The organism is Bradyrhizobium sp. HKCCYLS2038 (genome assembly GCF_051167655.1).
Taxonomy (GTDB): domain Bacteria; phylum Pseudomonadota; class Alphaproteobacteria; order Rhizobiales; family Xanthobacteraceae; genus Bradyrhizobium.
The window spans coordinates 239,430-257,726 of record NZ_JBNPTM010000001.1 but is presented as its reverse complement, the minus strand read 5'-3'; the positions used below and the strand labels follow the sequence as shown (position 1 = coordinate 257,726).

Genomic DNA, 18,297 nt, shown 5'->3' with positions numbered 1-18,297 from the left:
TTCCGCCGCAGGAGACCCACAGCTGTGATCGAAGATGGGCCGTTCTGTAATCTTCGCGTGACTGTGTGCAGGCAATGAGGTTCTGACTAAGGTCTGCGTCGCGTCTGCTTGCCTGGGACTTTGCCATCATGATTCGTTCGAACTGCACCAGGGAGATGATCGTTGCCGGCGCCATCCTTGGCGGCACCATGGCCGCGGCGGCGCTCGGATCCGTCGTGGTGCCGGCGGCAGCAGCCGATCTGCCGGTGAAGGCCAGGATGGCGCAGAGGGTGTTCGACTGGACCGGACTCTATGTGGGTGTCCATGCCGGCTACACCCGCGACCGGGCCTCGGCGTCTCTGGTCGATCCGACCGGCGTGGCGAACGCCGACAGCCGGTTCAATGGGCTCACCGGCGGCGTGCAGGCCGGCTACAATTGGGTCACCCGCTCCGGGCTGCTGCTCGGCCTCGAAGGCGATTTCAGCTTCCCGAATTATCTGACCTCCAACCACACGGTGGCGATGCTCGGCACGCCAGGCTCCAACGTGTCCGAGCTGTGGGACTATGTCGCCACCGCGCGGGGACGGGTCGGCTACGCCAACGGCGACTGGCTGATCTACGCCACCGGCGGTCTCGCCTGGACCGGCGGGCGCTTCATCAACACCGATGCCGCCGGCAACGACGAGAAGCAGCTCGCGACCCGGCTCGGCTGGGTCGCCGGAGCCGGCATCGAGCGCGCCTTCGCGCCGCATTGGAGCTGGCGGCTCGAATATCTCTACGACCACTTGGAGAATGGCGGCGTCCGCTTCTCCAACGGCGCCAGCTACAACTCCGCGCTCGAATTCCAGACGCTGCGGGTCGGGCTCAATCGCAAGCTCGATTTCGAAGCCGGTCCCGGCCTCAAGCTGAAGCATGATCCGTCGGACACCGAGTCGGACCGCTGGGAGATCCACGGCCAGGCCACCGTGATCGGCCAGGGCTATCCGGCGTTCCGCGCCGCCTATACCGGCCCCAATAGCATGACGCCGGCGCGGCAATTCCAGGAGACCTGGAGCAACAGCCTGTTCATCAATGCGCGGCTGTGGGACGGCGGCGAGGTCTACTACAATCCCGAGCTGCTGCAGGGCTTCGGCCTCAGCAACACGGTCGGGCTCGGCGGCTTCTCCAATGGCGAGGCGCAGAAGTCGGACTTCCCCTACCCGCATTACAACACCTCGCGGCTGTTCCTGCGCCAGACGTTCGGCTTCGGCGGCGAGCAGGAGCAGATCGGAAGCGGCCAGCTGCAGCTCTCCGGCAAGCAGGACATCTCGCGGCTCACCTTCCAGATCGGCAAATTCCCGGTGCTCGACGTGTTCGATGGCAATGCCTACGCCAAGGACGCCCGCAAGGACTTCATGAACTGGTCGATCTGGGCGCCCGGTGCGTTCGACTACGCCGCCGACAAGCTCGGCCTGACCTATGGCGCGACCGCCGAGCTGAACCAGAAGAACTGGGCGTTGCGTACCGGCTACTTCCTGGTCGACGCCACCTCGAACTCGAACAGTTTCGACACGCGGGTTTTCCGCCGCGGCAGCTACGTCGTCGAGCTGGAGACGCGCTACCAGCTGTTCTCGCAGCCGGGCCATTTGCGCACCATCGGCTTCTTCAACAACACCTTCTCCGGCAGCTATCGCGAGACGCTCGACAATCCCGCGCTCAATCTCGACATCAGCCAGACCCGCCGCGGACGACCCAAATACGGTTACGTGGTGAGCTTCGACCAGGCGCTGTCGGACGACGTCGGCCTGTTCGGGCGCTGGAGCTGGAACAACGGCAAGACCGAGATCATGGCGTTCACCGACATCGACTCGAGCCTGTCGTTCGGCACCTCGATCAAGGGCAATCGCTGGGGCCGTCCCGACGACACCATCGGCCTCGCCGGCGTCACCAACGGCCTGTCGCGCGATCATCGCGACTTCCTCGCCGCCGGCGGCCTCGGCCCGCTGATCGGCGACGGTGCGCTGAACTACCGCCGCGAGAACATCATCGAGGCCTACTACGCCTATTCGATCAACAAATACCTGACCTTCACGGCCGACTATCAGTTCGTCAACAACCCCGCCTACAACGCCGACCGCGGCCCGATCTCGATCTTCTCCGGCCGCCTGCACGGGGATTTCTGAGGGGCGGGCTGAGCCGGCGTTGCCGGCTGCGTCCTGACGCGAGTGAGAGAGCGATAAGTCGCGCTCCACAAGCGGTGTGGTCCGGGCAAGCGCTGGCAAAGCGCCGACCGGGGACCCATACCTCGTGATCTCTCGAAGGCGTTCGGAAGGAAGACGAACATCCTCGTCACCAAGCAGGCGGGCGATTGTCATCAAGCAAGCGACGGCCCGCGAGCTTCCTCGATAGATTCCGCGGTATGGGTCCCGGGTCGGCGCCCCGGCCGCGCTGACGCGCCGCCGGGGCTTGCCCGGGACGACAGCGGAGGGGGACGCGCGGCCAGTGCTTCGATTGCCCCGCCGACCACCTGCCTCCCAGCCGCATCCAGCCATGCAACCACCGCAACGCGGCAATGGGCGGTTGCCGTCCCCATATGCTAGGACCTGGATCCATTCCGCCCGTTCCGGGCGCCACATCAGGTCGCAATGCTGTCCGTCGAACTGTCGATCATCGTCGTCCTCATCGTCGTCAACGGGCTGTTGTCGATGTCCGAACTCGCGATCGTGTCGTCGCGGCCCGCCCGGCTGGCGCTGCTCGCTGAGAAAGGCGTCACCGGTGCCCGTCGCGCGCTGACCCTGGCGTCGGATCCCGGCCGGTTCCTGTCGACGGTCCAGATCGGCATCACCCTGGTCGGCGTGCTCTCCGGCGCCTTCTCCGGCGCCACGCTCGGCCAGCGCCTGACGCAATCGCTGCTCGAGCTCGGCCTATCGGCCTCGGTTGCCGACATCGTCGGCGTCGGCCTGGTCGTCACGATCATCACCTATGCCACCCTGATCGTCGGCGAGCTGGTGCCGAAGCAGGTCGCGCTGCGTGATCCCGAGGCGATTGCCGTGCGCGTCGCCCCGGCCATGCAGTTGCTGGCCAAGGTGTCGCTGCCGCTGGTGGTGCTGCTGGACGTGTCCGGCAAGCTGATCCTGGCGCTGCTCGGCCGCTCCGGCGACGCCGAGGAGAAGGTGTCCGAGGAGGAGATCCATCATCTCGTCCGCGAGGCCGAGACCGCCGGCGTACTCGAGCCCGGCGAGAAGGAGATGATCGCCGGCGTGATGCGGCTCGGCGACCGCCCGGTCGGCGCCATCATGACGCCGCGGCCCGAGGTCGACGTCGTCGACCTCAACGACGATCCCAAAGTGATCCGCGAGCTCCTGGCCAAGAGCCCGCATTCGCGCCTGCCGGTCTCCGACGGCGAGCGCGACCGGCCGATCGGCGTGCTGCAGGCCAAGGACCTGCTGGCGGCCTATTTGCGCGACGAGACACCGGATCTGCGCAGCCTGGTGCGCGAGGTGCCGATCATTCCCTCCACCGTCGACGCGCGCGACGTCATCGCGATCCTGAAAGTCGCGCCGGTGCACATGGGGTTGGTGCATGACGAATACGGCGCGTTCGAAGGCGTCGTGACCGCGGCCGATATTCTCGAATCGATCGTCGGCGCGTTCTCCTCCGAGGAGGGTCCGCCGGAGCCCGCCTGCGTCCGCCGCGACGACGGCTCGCTGCTGGTTTCCGGCTGGATGCCGCTCGACGAGTTCGCCGACCTGCTCGCCATCGACGTCCCGCCGCATCGCGGCTACCACACCGTCGCCGGCCTCGTGTTGCAGCATTTCGGCAGCGTGCCCGAGATCGGCCAGAGCTTCGAACTGCAAGGCTGGCGCTTCGAAATCCTCGACCTCGACGGCCGCCGCATCGACAAGATTCTGGCCACGAAGCTCGCAGCCGATGGCGGCGAGCCGAACGTGGGGTAGTTGGGCATCAGCTGTTACCCGGCGAACGGTAGACTCCCTCTCCCCGTTCTTCACGGGGAGAGGGTCGGGGTGAGGGGCAGCCACACGAGCGGTGCTACTATCAAGCAACGACGTACGCGTCCGATGGAGCTGCAATGTAGCTCCGCTTGTGCCATGCCCCTCACCCGGATTGCTGCGCAATCCGACCTCTCCCCGCAAAGCGCGCGGAGAGGTTGCAGCGTGCGCGTCGCGCTCGATGTGCCACAAATGACTTTCTGATCACCGATTCGCCCGTCGGGCAGAGTGGGGGTCTCCTACGCGTCCGAGAGCGGCAGATATGCCGCGCGCAACGCCTGCGCCGAAACACTCATTTCTCCAGCGCGCTCAACACGAAGGCCCGTTTCAAGAGCCACAGCCAAAAATAAATGACTTCCGGAAATCATAATTACCGTTCTATCCTCCCGCCATTCCGGTCCTGATGAGGGGCGTACGCGTCGTCACGAACGTTGGGCCGGCAATGCGATGGACGTGATGGTGGCGCTGGACGAGCGCCGTGGTCACGGACGGTGAAATCGTGTGGTCCTGACCTCCCGATGCTGAGGTCCACGGCAGCGCGCTGACATGCGTTGCCGCCACGGCGGCTACGAGCCGGACGCCGGGGAGAGCACGTATAAGCCGTTAAAACCGATCGCGCAGGGAGGGCCGGGCGTTCTCGGCTGTACCTGTGGTTCTGCCGCCTGCATTTTTCTCGCAGGCGGGCCACGGGCCTCAGTCGAGGTCCGGCCTTCCCTGCGCCCTCACATTCCACGAGAGCCGACCGAACCGCAGACCCCGGACAGCCATGTCGCGGGAACGTGAAGACGCGGGCCGCGTATCCTTTGATAGGCCGACATGCGGAGCCGGAGTCCGGTCCCCCGCCGCTCGATACCAAACCATCACAGAGGGCACTTAGGGTGCGGATTCGGCCGGCAGCCCGGCCGGTGCGACCAGCCCCTCAAGGCCATGACAAGGACCCGTCCGCAGCCATCCGCTGCGGCCGACCAGACGAGACACGCCGATGCTGCTTCGGGATATCAGGACCGCCGTGCTGCGCGACGCCGTGCGCCCCAACATCTGGGACGTGGTCGCGCTGATGATCGTGGTCGGCGCGATGGTGCTGATCGTCTATGGCGGCGAGCAGACCACACTGCCGCTGTCGACGCTCGACTCGCCGCCGGTGTCGCTCGATCCGTCCAACCTGCCGCTGTACGCGCTGCGCACAACCCTGCGCATGCTGCTCGCGATCGTCTGCTCGCTCGTGTTCACCTTCGTCTACGCGGCGCTAGCCGCAAAGAGCCGCCGCGCCGAGATCGTGCTGATCCCGCTGCTCGACATCCTGCAGTCGGTGCCGATCCTCGGCTTCCTCACCTTCACGGTCGTGTTCTTCATGAACCTGTTCCCGGGCAAGGTGCTGGGGGCCGAGCTCGCCTGCGTGTTCGCGATCTTCACCAGCCAGGCCTGGAACATGACCTTCAGCATGTACCAGTCGATGCGCAACGTGCCGAAGGACCTGGAGGAGGCGACGCGCAGCTTCCACCTCTCCGGCTGGCAGCGGTTCTGGCGGCTCGACGTGCCCTATGCGATGCCCGGCCTGATCTGGAATGCGATGATGTCGATGTCCGGCGGCTGGTTCTTCGTCGTGGCGTCGGAAGCGATCACCGTCGGCAACACTACCGTCACCCTGCCCGGCATCGGCTCCTTTGTTGCGTTGGCGATCCAGCAGCAGGATCTCGCCGCGATCGGCGCCGCACTGCTGACCATGCTGCTGGTGATCACGGCGTATGACCAGTTGCTGTTCCGCCCGATCGTCGCCTGGGCCGACAAATTCCGCTTCGAGCAGACCGCGTCAGGCACGCCGCCTGATTCGTGGATGCTCGACCTGTTCCGGCGCACCCGCGCGCTGCGCTCGCTGTCCGTTCCGTTCGCGGCCATCAACCGCACGTTCTCGAACCTGCGCATCAACTGGCCGGCTGCACTGGCCCCTGCTGCGCGCCACGCGCCGCCCTCGCAACTCGTCGACGGCCTCTGGGGCGCCGTGGTCATTCTCGGCTGCGGTTATGCCGGCTGGAAGACCTACCTCTATCTCTCCGCGACCCTCGCACCTGCCGATGTCCTCACTGCGATCGGCTACGGCCTGATCACGCTGATCCGCGTCGCCGTGCTGATCGCGCTGGCCTCGCTGATCTGGGTCCCCATCGGCGTCTGGATCGGGCTGCGGCCGAAGCTCGCCGAGCGCATCCAGCCGCTGGCGCAATTCCTCGCGGCATTCCCGGCCAACCTCGCCTTCCCCGTGTTCGTCGTGCTGATCGTGCGCTACGGCCTCGACGCCAATGTCTGGCTGAGCCCGCTGATGATCCTGGGCACGCAGTGGTACATCCTGTTCAACGTCATCGCCGGGGCGAGCGCGTTCCCGACCGATCTGCGCGAGGCGGCGGCCAGCCTGCAGCTGACCGGCTGGCGCTGGTGGTTCAAGGTCGTGCTGCCCGGCGTGTTCCCCTACTACATCACGGGCGCGATCACCGCCTCCGGCGGCTCGTGGAATGCGGCGATCGTCGCCGAGGTCGCGAGCTGGGGCGACACGCATCTGACCGCGTCCGGCCTCGGCGCCTACATTGCGGCGGCGACCGAGCGCGGCGATTTCCCGCGCGTCGTGCTCGGCATCGCCGTGATGTGCATTCTCGTCACGTTGTTCAACCGGCTGCTGTGGCGGCCGCTCTATGCCTTCGGCGAACGCCGGCTGCGGCTCGGCTGACCGGGAGAATTGTCATGCGCGACCAGGTCAAGGACACCTCGCTGATCGAGATCAAGAGCGTCAGCCGGCTGTTTCCGAAGGGCAGTGGCGAGGATCTCCTCGTGCTGGAGAAGGTCGACCTCACCATCCGCGCTGGCGAGATCGTCGGCCTGCTCGGCCGCTCCGGCTCCGGCAAGTCGACGCTGCTGCGGATCATTGCCGGGCTGGTGTCGCCGTCATCGGGCGAAGCGCGCTGCCGCGGCGAGATCATCGCCGGTCCGCCGCGTGGCGTCGCGATGGTGTTCCAGTCGTTCGCGCTGTTTCCCTGGCTCACGGTGCTGCAGAACGTCGAGCTCGGCCTGGAGGCCCTCGGCATCGACAGCGCCGAGCGGCGCCAGCGCGCGCTGGCTGCGATCGACCTGATCGGCCTCGACGGCTTCGAATCCGCGTTTCCAAAGGAGCTGTCCGGCGGCATGTGCCAGCGCGTCGGCTTCGCCCGCGCGCTGGTGGTGCATCCCGATCTCTTGCTGATGGACGAGCCGTTCTCGGCGCTCGACGTGCTCACCGCGGAAACGCTGCGCACCGACCTCGTCGACCTCTGGACCGATGGACGGCTGCCGATCAAGTCGGTGCTGATGGTGACGCACAACATCGAGGAGGCGGTGCTGATGTGCGATCGCGTCCTGGTGTTCTCCTCCAATCCGGGCCGCGTCGCCGCCGAGTTCAGGATCGACTTAGCCCATCCGCGCAACCGGCTCGATCCGGCTTTCCGTCTCCTGGTCGACAGCCTCTACGCGCGGATGACACAGCGGCCGGAGCCGAAGCTGCCGAGCACGGCGAGCGCCGGCGTCGGCATGGTGCTCAACCATGTGTCGTCGAACTCGATCTCGGGCCTGATCGAGACGCTCGCCGGCGAACCCTATAATGGGCATGCCGACCTGCCGGTGCTGGCAGGCCATCTGCAGCTCGAGGTCGACGAGATCTTTCCACTGGCCGAGGCGCTGCAGCTGCTGCGCTTTGCCCAGCTCAGCGAAGGCGATCTCACCTTGACCGAGGCCGGACGGCGGTTCGCCCATCTGGAGACCGACGAGCGCAAGAAGCTGTTCGCGCAGCATCTGATGGAGAACGTTCCGTTAATGGGACTGATCCGCCGCGTGCTCGATGACCGGCCCTCGCACGCGGCGCCGGCCGCGCGCTTCCGCATCGAGCTCGAGGACTACATGTCCGAGCACTACGCCGACGAGACGCTGCACACCATCGTGTCATGGGGCCGCTACGCCGAGCTGTTCGCCTATGACGAGCAGTCGGAGACGTTCAGCCTGGAGAACCCGCATTGAGCCTTCGGGCATCGAGCCTGCGGGCATCACGGCGCGATTGTCAGGGTCGCCTTCATGTTCGGATGAAAGCGACAATAGTACTCGACCGTGCCCGCCTTCTTGAGCACCGTGCTCACCGTCTTGCTTGGCGGCAGCGCGACATCGAAGTCGCCATTGCGCGCGGTGGCCGTATGCGCCAGCGCATCCTTGTTGACCCATTCGACGCTGTCGCCGACCTTGGCCGAGACCGAGGCCGGCGAAAACGCGAGCTTGTCGATCGTAACGCGGATCGTGGCCGCGCGCGCCGGAACGCTCACCGTCGCAAGCACGGCCACAGTCACGAGAGCGAGACGTCCCGGCAGCATCGTCGCGCCCTACTTCAGATCGGCCGCGACATGCTCGGCGTGCTGCTCGTGGCCCTGGAACAGCTTCAGCCCCGTCTGCAGCAGCTCCTTCAGTTCGGAATTGCTCGCCGACGGAATGAGCTGCGTTTCCAGCGCGCCGTTCACCGTCTTGTGGTAGGCAACCTCGTTGGCGATATACGCCTTGTCGAACGCGGCCCCCTTCAGCTTGCCGAGCTCGGTGAGCTTCTCGCTCGCCTGCTTCGACAGCGCGCGACTGGTGTCGTTATCTTCAGGCGTGACCTTCAGCTTCTTGACGAGATCGAGCGCCTGCTTGTTGACCGCCTCGTGGTCGCGCACCATGCCTTGCGCGAACTCCTTGACTTCCTTGTTGCTGGCTTTGTCCAACGCCTGCTTCGCCGCCTTGATGTCGATCTCGCCGGCCGTGTAGGCGATATGCGCGATCTGCGGGTCGCTGAGCTTGGCGCCTTGCGACAGCGCGACGCTGCTGGTGAGGCAGAGCACGGCGATCGTCGTGCCGAGTTGCTTGAACATAGCTTTCATCTCCTGTGTCGCCGGATCTCGTCGCCGGCGCGTGAATGGCTGCACAGGGATTGGATGAAAAACCGGGGCCGACGTTCCCGGAAATTTTCAGTTCGGAATTCCGAGACGCGCGAGCACCGCGTCGGTGAGGCGCTCGCAGCGGGGCCCTGCGAAGGGAAACGCGTCCAGCAGCACGGGGCCGATCTCCTTCTCGACATTCTCGCGCAACATGCCGCGGGCGCGATGCAGGCGCGTCTTGACGGTCTCGGGCTTCAGCCCGAGCAGATCCGCCGTCTCCTCGATGCTCATCTCCTCGATCACGCGGGCGATGAACACCAAGCGAAACGGCTCGGACAATTCATCGATGGCCCGCTCGACGACGGACTGGATCTGACGCTGCGCCACGGACTTCTCCGGATCACTGGCCGTGGAGGGAAACTGGATCACCTCGGCCGCTGGCCTGTCCTCTCGCTGGTCATCCAATGGGAGCGCCGGGCGCTGTCCACGCAGCCGTCCCATCGCCTCGTTCATCGCAATGCGGACGAGCCAGGTCGACAGGCTGGACTGGCCACGAAACTCATCCAGATGGCTGAGCGCGCGCACATAGGTCTCCTGCACGACGTCCTCCGCCTCGCTGTCGTTGCGCAGGATGCCGCGGGCGATCCGGAACAGGCGGCGGTTGTTGGCCTGCAGGATGGCGCGGATGGCCATCTCGTCGCGAGCCTTCGCCCGCTGGATCAGGTCATCCTCCGGGCCGGCCGCCGCGGACGCTGCGTTCGCCGTGGTCCAATTCGTCGTCGTCCAAGACATCGTCGATCATCCCAACTGAGCACGCATGGCTTAGATGGAATTCGGGCGCAGAGGTTCCCAAAAAAGATTGCGCTGGCGCCTTACTGCACCGCCGCGAACGTATCCGGGCGCGCCATTGCCCAGGCGTCGCGGAAGCGGACGTCCTGGGTGCCCTCGAGCAATTCGCCCGGCCGCAGCGACGGATAGAGTTTTGCGAAGGAGGACACGTCGGTGGTCGACGTCCGCTGCGAGAAGTGGATCGGACGCAGGTCCTGCGGATGCTCCAGGCCGGCGGCCGCGAGCAGCTCGGTCAGCGCATGCAGGGTGGCGTGATGGTAGTTGTAGACGCGGTCGATCTTGTGCGGAACCACCAGCGCGCGGGCACGGGTCGGATCCTGGGTGGCGACGCCGGTCGGGCAGCGGTCGGTATGGCAACTCAGCGACTGGATGCAGCCGAGCGCGAACATGAAGCCGCGGGCGGAATTGCACCAGTCGGCGCCGATCGACATCGCGCGCGCCATGTCGAAGGCGGTGGCGATCTTGCCGGAGGCGCCGATCTTCACGCGGTCGCGGATGTTCATTCCGACCAGCGCATTGTGCACGAAGTTGACGCCCTCGCGCATCGGCATGCCCAGATGGTCCATGAACTCCAGCGGCGCAGCACCCGTGCCGCCTTCATTTCCGTCGACGACGATGAAATCGGGATAGATGCCGGTTTCCAGCATCGCCTTGCAGATCGCCAGGAACTCCCAGGGATGGCCGATGCACAGCTTGAAGCCGGCCGGCTTGCCGCCCGACAGCCGGCGCATCTCGCCGATGAACTGCATCATGCCAACAGGCGTCGAGAACGCGCGATGCGCCGGCGGCGAGATGCAGTCCTCGCCCATCGCAACGCCGCGGATCTTGGAGATCTCCTCGGACACCTTCGCCGCCGGCAGCACGCCGCCATGGCCCGGCTTGGCGCCCTGGCTGATCTTGAGCTCGACCATCTTGATCTGCTCCGTCGCCGCCACGCGCGCGAACGCGTCGGGATCGAAGCTGCCGTCACGATGGCGGCAGCCGAAATAGCCGGAGCCGATCTCCCAGATGATGTCGCCGCCCATCTCGGCATGATACGGGCTGAAGCCGCCTTCGCCGGTATCATGCGCAAAGTGGCCGCGCTTGGCGCCGCCGTTGAGCGCACGCACTGCGTTCGGGCTGAGCGCCCCGAAACTCATCGCCGAGATATTAAACACCGACGCCGAGTACGGCTTGGCGCAGTCGGGGCCGCCGATCTGAATCCGGAATTTCTCCTCGGCATGCGGCTTGGGCGAGACCGAATGGTGCATCCACTCATAGCCCTCGCGGTAGACGTCCTCCTGGGTGCCGAACGGGCGTTTGTCGAGCACCATCTTGGCGCGCTGATAGACCACCGCGCGGGTATCGCGCGAGAACGGCATGCCGTCCTTCTCGCTCTCGAAGAAATACTGCCGCATCTCCGGCCGGATCTCCTCGAGAATGAAGCGCAGATGCGCGGAGATCGGGTAGTTGCGCAGCACCGCGTGGCTCTTCTGCAGCAGGTCGCGAACGCCGAGCAGGGTCAGCGCGCCGAGGATCAGCAGCGGAACGAGAATGATATCGAAGATCTTGCGGTCGAAGATGCCGAGGATGAGCAGCAAGGCGGTCGCCGTGGCGCACATCGTCAGCACGATGTAGCGCGGCGAGAACGGAAGCAGCAGCTTATCCATGTAAAGCCCCGGGGCGGATCGTGGACGGTCGACGATGAAGGTACTACGCGCATCACGAAACAATCGTTACACAAGCCCGCGCGATTGACCATCGACGCCTGTCGCATCGTCGATAGCCTTCGGCTATCGACCCCGATGCCACAAGGTCCGTGGGCTCGCCGCGCGGCCGCGACGTCACATTCTAGCGGATCCGCGAGCCGTCGGCCCTACCCGGGTGGGTACTTGACCCGGCGGTTCCGCGATGCGTCAGCCCTCCGCGAACAGGCCGGAATGCGCCTCGCGCAGCTGCCGCTTCAACAGCTTGCCGCTCGGGTTCTTCGGCAGCGCATCAACGAACACGACGCGCTTCGGCGTCTTGAACGAGGCCAGCCGGCTCGACGCCTGCTTGAGCAGCGCCTCCTCGGTGAGCTCGCAGCCGGACTTGACGACCACCATCGCCACGACCGCCTCGACCCAGCGCGGATGCGGCAGGCCCACGACGGCGACCTCGGACACCTCCGGGATCAGATACAGCGCCTCCTCGACCTCGCGGCTGGCGACGTTTTCGCCACCGGTCTTGATCATGTCCTTCTTGCGGTCGACGATGGTGATGTAGCCTTCCTCGTCGATGGTCGCGAGATCGCCGGAGTGGAACCAGTCGCCCTGGAAGGCCGCGGCGGTGCGCTCGTCGTCGTGGAAATAGCCGAGCATCAGATGCGGCGAGCGGTGCACGACCTCGCCGACCTCGCCCGGCGCGACGTCCTTCATGTCGTCATCGACGACGCGGGTCTCGACGTTGAGCACGGCGCGGCCGCAAGAGCCGGGCTTGCGCAGCTGGTCGTCGGGCCCCAGCATCGTCGCCAGCGGCGCGATCTCGGTCTGGCCGTAGAGGTTCCACAGCTGCACCTTGGGCAGCCGCTGCGCCAGCTCGCGCAGCACCTCGACCGGCATGATCGAGGCGCCGTAATAGCCCTTGCGCAAGGTCGACACGTCCATGGTTTCGAACAGCGGCGAGCGCAGGATCGAGATCCACACCGTCGGCGGCGCGAAGAACGAGGTGATGCGATACTTTGCAATCAGCGGCAGCAGATTGTCCGGCGTCGGAAACGCGGTGATGATGTTGGTCGCGCCGACATAGATCGATGGACCGAAGAACACGTCGAGCTGCGCGCAGTGATACAGCGGAAGCGCGTGCAAGGTGACGTCCTCTGCCGCGATGCCGGCGTCGACCACGCAGCTGACATATTGCCAGATCACGGCATCATGCGTCAGCATCGCGCCCTTCGGCAGCGACTCCGTGCCAGAGGTGTAGACGATCTGCGCCACGTCGCTTCCGGCAATCTCGACCGCAGGCACCGCGGCGGTCGAGGCTGCCAGTTCGGCGAAATCGATCATGTCGGTCTGCTGCTCGCTCGGGCCTTCCGACGGCAGCCAGATCAGTTGCTCGACCGCCGGCACCAGCGCCTTGGCGGCGCGCGCGACACCGGCAAAGCCGCTGTCGGTCGCGAGCAGCCGCGCGCCGGCATGCTTGAGGATGTAGGCGACCTCCTCCGGCTTGAGCATGAAGTTGATCGGCACCAGCACCGCGCCGAGCCGCGCCAGCGCGAAGCGCAGGGCGGCGAAGGCATGCGAGTTGCGGGCGAGGATGGCGACGCGCTCGCCCTTGCCGACGCCACGGCCGGCCAGTCCGGCCGCGAGGCGGTCGACGACGGCGTTGAATTCGGCGTAGGTCCAGCTGATTTCGCCGCAGATCACCGCGGCCTTGCCAGGGGTGCGCGCCGCGCTCCGGCGCAGGAGGTCACCGAGCGTCTGCCTGCGAACGATGGAATCCATGGCCGTTCCCCTTGTTGTCACGGGGATGGCCGCCTTGCCGGCTGTCCATGTCCCCTCCCTGCTTCGTGCCGGACGTCTGGCGGTCCGATGTTGCGGCCGAAAATCGCACAGCCGCAAGGACGCGTGCAAGGAGGATATTGCCAACGAAAAGAGCGCCCCGATTGCGTCGAGGCGCTCCTTCACAAATCTCGGATCCAAATGATCGGCGGCTCAGCGCTCGACGAACGCCTTCTCGATCACGAAGTGGCCCGGCTGGTTGCCGCTGCCCTCGAGGAAGCCGCGCGACTCGAACATGGTCTTGAGCTCGTCCAGCATTGCCGGGCTGCCGCACATCATGATGCGGTCCTTGGCGATGTCGAGCGCATGCTGGCCGAGATCGTCGAACAGCTGCTGCGACGTGATCAGGTCGGTGATGCGGCCGCGGTTGCGGAACGGCTCGCGGGTAACGGTCGGGTAGTAGTGCAGCTTGCCTTCGAGCAGCTCACCGAACAGCTCGTCCTCGCGCAGCTTGGCGACGACGCTCTCGCCATAAGCGAGCTCGGCGACCTGACGGCAGCCATGGACCAGCACGATGCTCTCGAAGCGCTCGTAGACGTCGGGGTCCTTGATCAGGCTGGCGAACGGCGCCAGGCCAGTGCCAGTCGACAGCAGCAGCAGCCGGCTGCCGGGCAGCAGGTTGTCGGGGATCAGCGTACCCGTGGCCTTGCGGCCGACCAGGATGGTATCACCTTCCTTGATCTGCTGCAGCCGGGAGGTCAGCGGACCGTCCTGCACCTTGATGCTGAAGAACTCCAGCTCCTCCTCGTGATTGGCGCTCGCCATGCTGTAGGCGCGCAGCAGCGGGCGGCCCTCGACCTCGAGGCCGATCATCGCGAACTGGCCATTCTGGAAGCGGAAGCCCGCATCGCGGGTCGCCCGGAAGGAGAACAACGTGTCCGTCCAGTGCTGAACGGAAAGAACTTTCTCTTTATAGAACGCGCTCATGTCGTTTGTTTTTTCACGTGGGCTGAGAATGGAAGAAACAAGTCGTGACGAGGCAGGGATCGCAAAAACCCTATGGATCCAGCGATTTTCGCGCCTGATGTACGTGAAACCAGCAAATAATCAACCCGCATGGATGCACCATTGATCACGATCAAACGCATGCCAAACCCGCGCTCGGCGGCATCGATCCGCCAATCGTTCGTATACAAACGGTTCGGGTAATTTACTTGCCCAAGATCTCATCTTGAAGCACTTTAATTCCACAGCCATCGGCCCAATTCTTGAGCAATGATTAACCATCCACGCCTCCAGCTCGCCGCCGTCAGCCGCTACTGCAGCCGACGCGGCATTCGCCTCGACATCCGGGAGGACGGCTGGCTGCTGGTGCTCGAGGATGCCACCCGGCGTCACCTCATCTTCGGTTACGACCTCGGCCTGAACAGTGCGGTGGCGCACAGAATTGCCTGCGACAAGGCCGCCACTGCAGCCCTGCTGAAGGCCGCCGCGGTTCCCGTGGTCCCGCATTCGTTCGTCCTCGCGCCGGCGCTGACAGGCGAAGGCATGCCTGCCTGGGCAACCATTCTGCCTCTACTGGATGAGCATCCGAACGGCTTGGTCGTGAAGCCCAATGAAGGGACCTCGGGCCGTGGCGTGACGCGAGCGACGACTCCTGCTCAACTACGACAAGCCATCAGCTCCATTGTCGAGACCGGCGCCAGCGTCGCGATCGCGCCGCTTCTGGAGATCGCGGATGAGGTCCGGGTCATCCTGCTCGATGAGGCGCCGCTGATCGTCTATCGCAAGCAGCGACCGGTCGTGATCGGAGACGGCGTTCGATCGCTGCGCGACCTCGCGCTCGCAACGGTGCCAACCCGGCAACATGCGCAGCTGCTGCGGCGTCACGCAGAGGAGATCGATGCGCAGGCGTTGGATGCGGTGGTCCCCGAGGGCGAGCAGCGCCTCCTGAGCTGGCGGCACAATCTCGAATTCGGCGCCCACCCGGTCCTGCTCGGCGAGGGCGCGCCGCGAAGCGACTGCGCCGCGTTGGCCGCCGCGGCGGCACGCGCGATCGGCATCCGCTATGCGTCGGTGGACGTGGTGCTGGTCGACGGCAGCTGGCAGGTGCTCGAAATCAATTCCGGCGTGAAGATGGAGACGCTTGGCCGGCATGAGCCCGAGCTGGTCGAGCGCGCCTACGTCGCCGCGCTGGACGCGGTCTTCGGAGAGCCGCCCGGCTACCCGACACGAAACTCATCCGATCAGAATCGGTAATAAAATTTCTCTGGCCTCGATCACAATGAGGGATTAGGCTCCGATCCAAATTAAACAGTATACTGTCAATCGGGAGAGCGTCCTTGCGTATCGCCGTGCTCGGCGGCGGCCCTGGCGGGCTGTATTTCGCCTATCTCTGGAAGAAGCGGCATCCGGCCGCAACGGTCGACCTGTTCGAGCAGAACCCGGCCGGCGCGACCTGGGGCTTTGGCGTCGTGTTCTCCGACCAGGCGCTGGAATTCCTGCGCGCCGACGATCCCGACACGGTCGATGCGATCGCGCCGCGGATGGAAAGCTGGCGCAACATCACGCTCAATCTGCGTGGCGAAAGCGTCGAGATCGATGGCGTCGGCTTCTCCGCGATCGGCCGGCTCGAACTGCTGAAGCTGCTGCAGGCCCGCGCCGAGAGCGTCGGCGTCATGGCTCGCTACGGCACGACCATCCAGTCGCTGGACCAACTCCAGGGCTACGACCTCATCGTCGCCGCGGATGGTCTGAACTCGCTGGTCCGGCGCAGCTTCGAAGGCGATTTCGGCTTCTCCGTGTCCTACTCCAGCAACAAGTTCGCCTGGTACGGCACGAGCAAGACTTTTCCGACGCTGTCGCAGACCTTCGTCGCGACCGAACGCGGCACCTTCAACGCGCACCATTACCGCTACGCGCCCGACATGAGCACGTTTCTGGTCGAATGCGACCGCGCGACGTGGCAGGCCTATGGCTTCGCCGAAATGTCGGTCGACGACTCCCAGCGCATCTGTGAGCAGGTGTTTGCCGATACGCTCGATGGCCACCCTCTGGTGTCCAACCGGTCGGTGTGGCGCAATTTCCCCTGGGTCTGGAACGAGCATTGGTGGCACCGGAACATGGTGCTGATCGGTGACGCACTTCACACTGCGCACTTTTCCATCGGTTCCGGAACACGGCTGGCGATCGAGGACGCGATTGCGCTCGCCAAGGCGCTCGATACCGAAAGCAATCTGTCGGACGGTCTCGCCCGCTACCAGGCGGAGCGGCAGCCGATCGTCAAGAAGCTGGTGACGGCGGCGCGCACCAGCGCCGACTGGTATGAGCAATTTCCGTCACATATGAAGCTCAACCTGATGGACTTCGCCTACAGCTACATCACGCGCTCCGGCCGGATCGACGACAACAGGCTGCGGATGATGGCGCCGCAATTCATGGCGCGCTACGCGGCATCGCGCGACCAGGGAAGTCAGGCATGACAAGCGAGATTGCCGATCACGTGCCACCCGACAGCGCCGGCGCCCGCGAGATCGGCTTCGCGATCCCTGAGCGCTACAATGCCAGCTGCGTGCTGTTCGACAACCTCGCCAGGGGTAACGCGAACAAGCCGGCGCTGATCGGCCCGGCCGGTCAACGCAGTTATGCGGAGCTGTGCGCCGATGCCTGCCGCTGGGGCAACGGCTTCGCCTCGCTCGGTGTTGCCCGCGGCGACCGTGTCTTACTATTCCTCGACGACACACCGGCCTATCCGGCAGCGTTCTTCGGCGCGGTCCGCGCCGGCTTCGTGCCGTTGCTCATCAACACGCTGACACCGCCGGACCTGCTGCAGTTCTATCTCGCGGATTCCGGCGCCAAGGTCGCGGTCGCGGATGCCGAGTTCGCCGGACGATTCGACGCGCAGGCTTGCGCGGATACGGCGCTGCAGACGCTCATCGTCGTCAACGGCACGGTGCCGGGAACGGCCGCGCCGGCGACGCATGCAGGCGCTGAGTGGCTGCATGGCTTCGCCGATCAATTGGACGAAGCCGACACTCATCGCAACGAGATGGCGTTCTGGATGTACTCCTCGGGCTCGACCGGCCGTCCGAAAGGCATCGTCCATCTGCAGCACGACATGGCCTATAGCGAGCAGGCGTTCGCGCGGAACGTGCTGCGGCTGAAGCCCGACGACATCTGCTTCTCGGTGCCGAAGATCTTCTTCGCCTACGGCTTTGGCAACGCCATCACCTTCCCGTTCACCGCGGGCGCGACGACTTTGCTGGTGCCGGGCCAGCCGAAGCCTGCTGTGATCTTCGATGCCATCACCCGCTTCCGGCCCACCGTGTTCTTCGGCCTGCCGACGCTCTACACGTCTCTGACCAAGGCCGACGGCGCGAGAGAGACCGACCTCTCATCACTGCGTTTGTCGGTCTCCGCAGCCGAGGTGCTGTCGGCCGAGGTCTTCAACGACTGGAAGAGTCTGACGGGGTTGGAGATCGTCGAGGGACTCGGTTCGACCGAGGTGCTGCATGTCTACCTCTCCAACCGGGAGGATCGGAAAAAGCTCGGCGCGGCCGGCCTGCGCGTGCCCGGCTACGAGATCGCCCTGCGTGACAAGGACGGTCATGACGTCGCGACCGGTGAAGAAGGCATCCTCTGGGTTCGCGGCGACTCCAACACGCCGTTGTACTGGAACCGGCCGGACAAGACCGCGGAGACGATCCGCGACGGCGGATGGATCTACACCGGCGACCGCTTCGTCCGCGACATCGACGGCTTTCATTTCTTCCGCGGCCGGGCCGATGACCTGATCAAGATCTCCGGACAGTGGGTCTATCCGCTGGAGGTCGAACTCTGCCTTGCCGAACACCCGGACATCCGGGAATGCGCCGTATTCGCGCATGAGCTGTCCGATCGACGCATGAGCCTCAAGGCGGTCGTCGTAACCAATGGCGCGTCGCATGACGAACCGGCCATGACCAAGGCCCTGCAAGACTACGTCAAGGCCAAGCTGCTGCCCTACAAATATCCGCGCGAGATCGTCTTCATCGACGAATTGCCCAAGACCGGCACCGGCAAGATCGACCGTCAGGCGGTGATGCGGCTGTGAGGACGAGCGCCCCGCCA

General features: G+C 65.3%; 13 protein-coding genes. 7 read left to right on the top strand and 6 right to left on the bottom strand.

The window, feature by feature from the left end; translation table 11 throughout:
* Nucleotides 1-128: 128 nt before the first annotated feature.
* From ACQR1I_RS01150 to ACQR1I_RS01135, 4 genes are all read left to right on the top strand, one after another.
* On the top strand, nt 129-2,141 hold the full coding sequence (locus ACQR1I_RS01150; RefSeq protein ID WP_434865358.1) for a carbohydrate porin: 2,013 nt from the start codon (nt 129-131) through the stop codon (nt 2,139-2,141).
* A gap of 462 nt (nt 2,142-2,603) precedes the next feature.
* Entirely contained in the window at nt 2,604-3,914 is a 1,311-nt protein-coding gene (locus ACQR1I_RS01145) for a hemolysin family protein (RefSeq protein ID WP_434865357.1), read from the top strand.
* A gap of 1,036 nt (nt 3,915-4,950) precedes the next feature.
* Complete coding sequence (locus ACQR1I_RS01140) at nt 4,951-6,684, top strand: ABC transporter permease (protein ID WP_434865356.1); 1,734 nt, start codon at nt 4,951-4,953, stop codon at nt 6,682-6,684.
* A gap of 14 nt (nt 6,685-6,698) precedes the next feature.
* Nucleotides 6,699-8,000, top strand: a complete 1,302-nt coding sequence (locus ACQR1I_RS01135; RefSeq protein ID WP_434865355.1) for an ABC transporter ATP-binding protein — start codon at nt 6,699-6,701, stop codon at nt 7,998-8,000.
* 26 nt (nt 8,001-8,026) lie between these two features.
* Here the strand turns inward: ACQR1I_RS01135 and ACQR1I_RS01130 are convergent, their stop codons facing one another.
* The 6 genes from ACQR1I_RS01130 to ACQR1I_RS01105 form a co-directional block, all read right to left on the bottom strand.
* Nucleotides 8,027-8,344 (bottom strand): cupredoxin domain-containing protein, encoded by a 318-nt coding sequence (locus ACQR1I_RS01130; protein ID WP_434865354.1) that lies wholly within the window; start codon nt 8,342-8,344, stop codon nt 8,027-8,029.
* A gap of 9 nt (nt 8,345-8,353) precedes the next feature.
* Complete coding sequence (locus tag ACQR1I_RS01125) at nt 8,354-8,875, bottom strand: DUF4142 domain-containing protein (protein WP_434865353.1); 522 nt, start codon at nt 8,873-8,875, stop codon at nt 8,354-8,356.
* A 96-nt stretch (nt 8,876-8,971) separates the two neighbouring features.
* Entirely contained in the window at nt 8,972-9,673 is a 702-nt protein-coding gene (locus ACQR1I_RS01120; RefSeq protein WP_434865352.1) for an RNA polymerase sigma factor, read from the bottom strand.
* A gap of 80 nt (nt 9,674-9,753) precedes the next feature.
* Nucleotides 9,754-11,379, bottom strand: a complete 1,626-nt coding sequence (locus ACQR1I_RS01115) for an FMN-binding glutamate synthase family protein (protein ID WP_434865351.1) — start codon at nt 11,377-11,379, stop codon at nt 9,754-9,756.
* A gap of 246 nt (nt 11,380-11,625) precedes the next feature.
* Nucleotides 11,626-13,191, bottom strand: a complete 1,566-nt coding sequence (locus ACQR1I_RS01110) for an acyl-CoA synthetase (protein ID WP_434865350.1) — start codon at nt 13,189-13,191, stop codon at nt 11,626-11,628.
* Between the two features lie 210 nt (nt 13,192-13,401).
* Entirely contained in the window at nt 13,402-14,175 is a 774-nt protein-coding gene (locus ACQR1I_RS01105; protein WP_434865349.1) for a ferredoxin--NADP reductase, read from the bottom strand.
* A gap of 288 nt (nt 14,176-14,463) precedes the next feature.
* Between ACQR1I_RS01105 and ACQR1I_RS01100 the strand changes: the two genes are divergently transcribed.
* The 3 genes from ACQR1I_RS01100 to ACQR1I_RS01090 all read left to right on the top strand — a co-directional run bounded on the left by ACQR1I_RS01100 (nt 14,464) and on the right by ACQR1I_RS01090 (nt 18,280).
* Nucleotides 14,464-15,447 carry a RimK-like protein gene (locus ACQR1I_RS01100; protein WP_434865348.1) on the top strand — a complete coding sequence of 328 codons (984 nt, stop codon included), beginning with the start codon at nt 14,464-14,466 and terminating at the stop codon, nt 15,445-15,447.
* Between the two features lie 83 nt (nt 15,448-15,530).
* Entirely contained in the window at nt 15,531-16,670 is a 1,140-nt protein-coding gene (locus ACQR1I_RS01095) for an FAD-dependent monooxygenase (RefSeq protein WP_434865347.1), read from the top strand.
* Nucleotides 16,667-18,280 (top strand): benzoate-CoA ligase family protein, encoded by a 1,614-nt coding sequence (locus ACQR1I_RS01090; protein ID WP_434865346.1) that lies wholly within the window; start codon nt 16,667-16,669, stop codon nt 18,278-18,280. The genes ACQR1I_RS01095 and ACQR1I_RS01090 overlap by 4 nt, the downstream gene beginning before the upstream one ends.
* Nucleotides 18,281-18,297 lie beyond the last annotated feature (17 nt).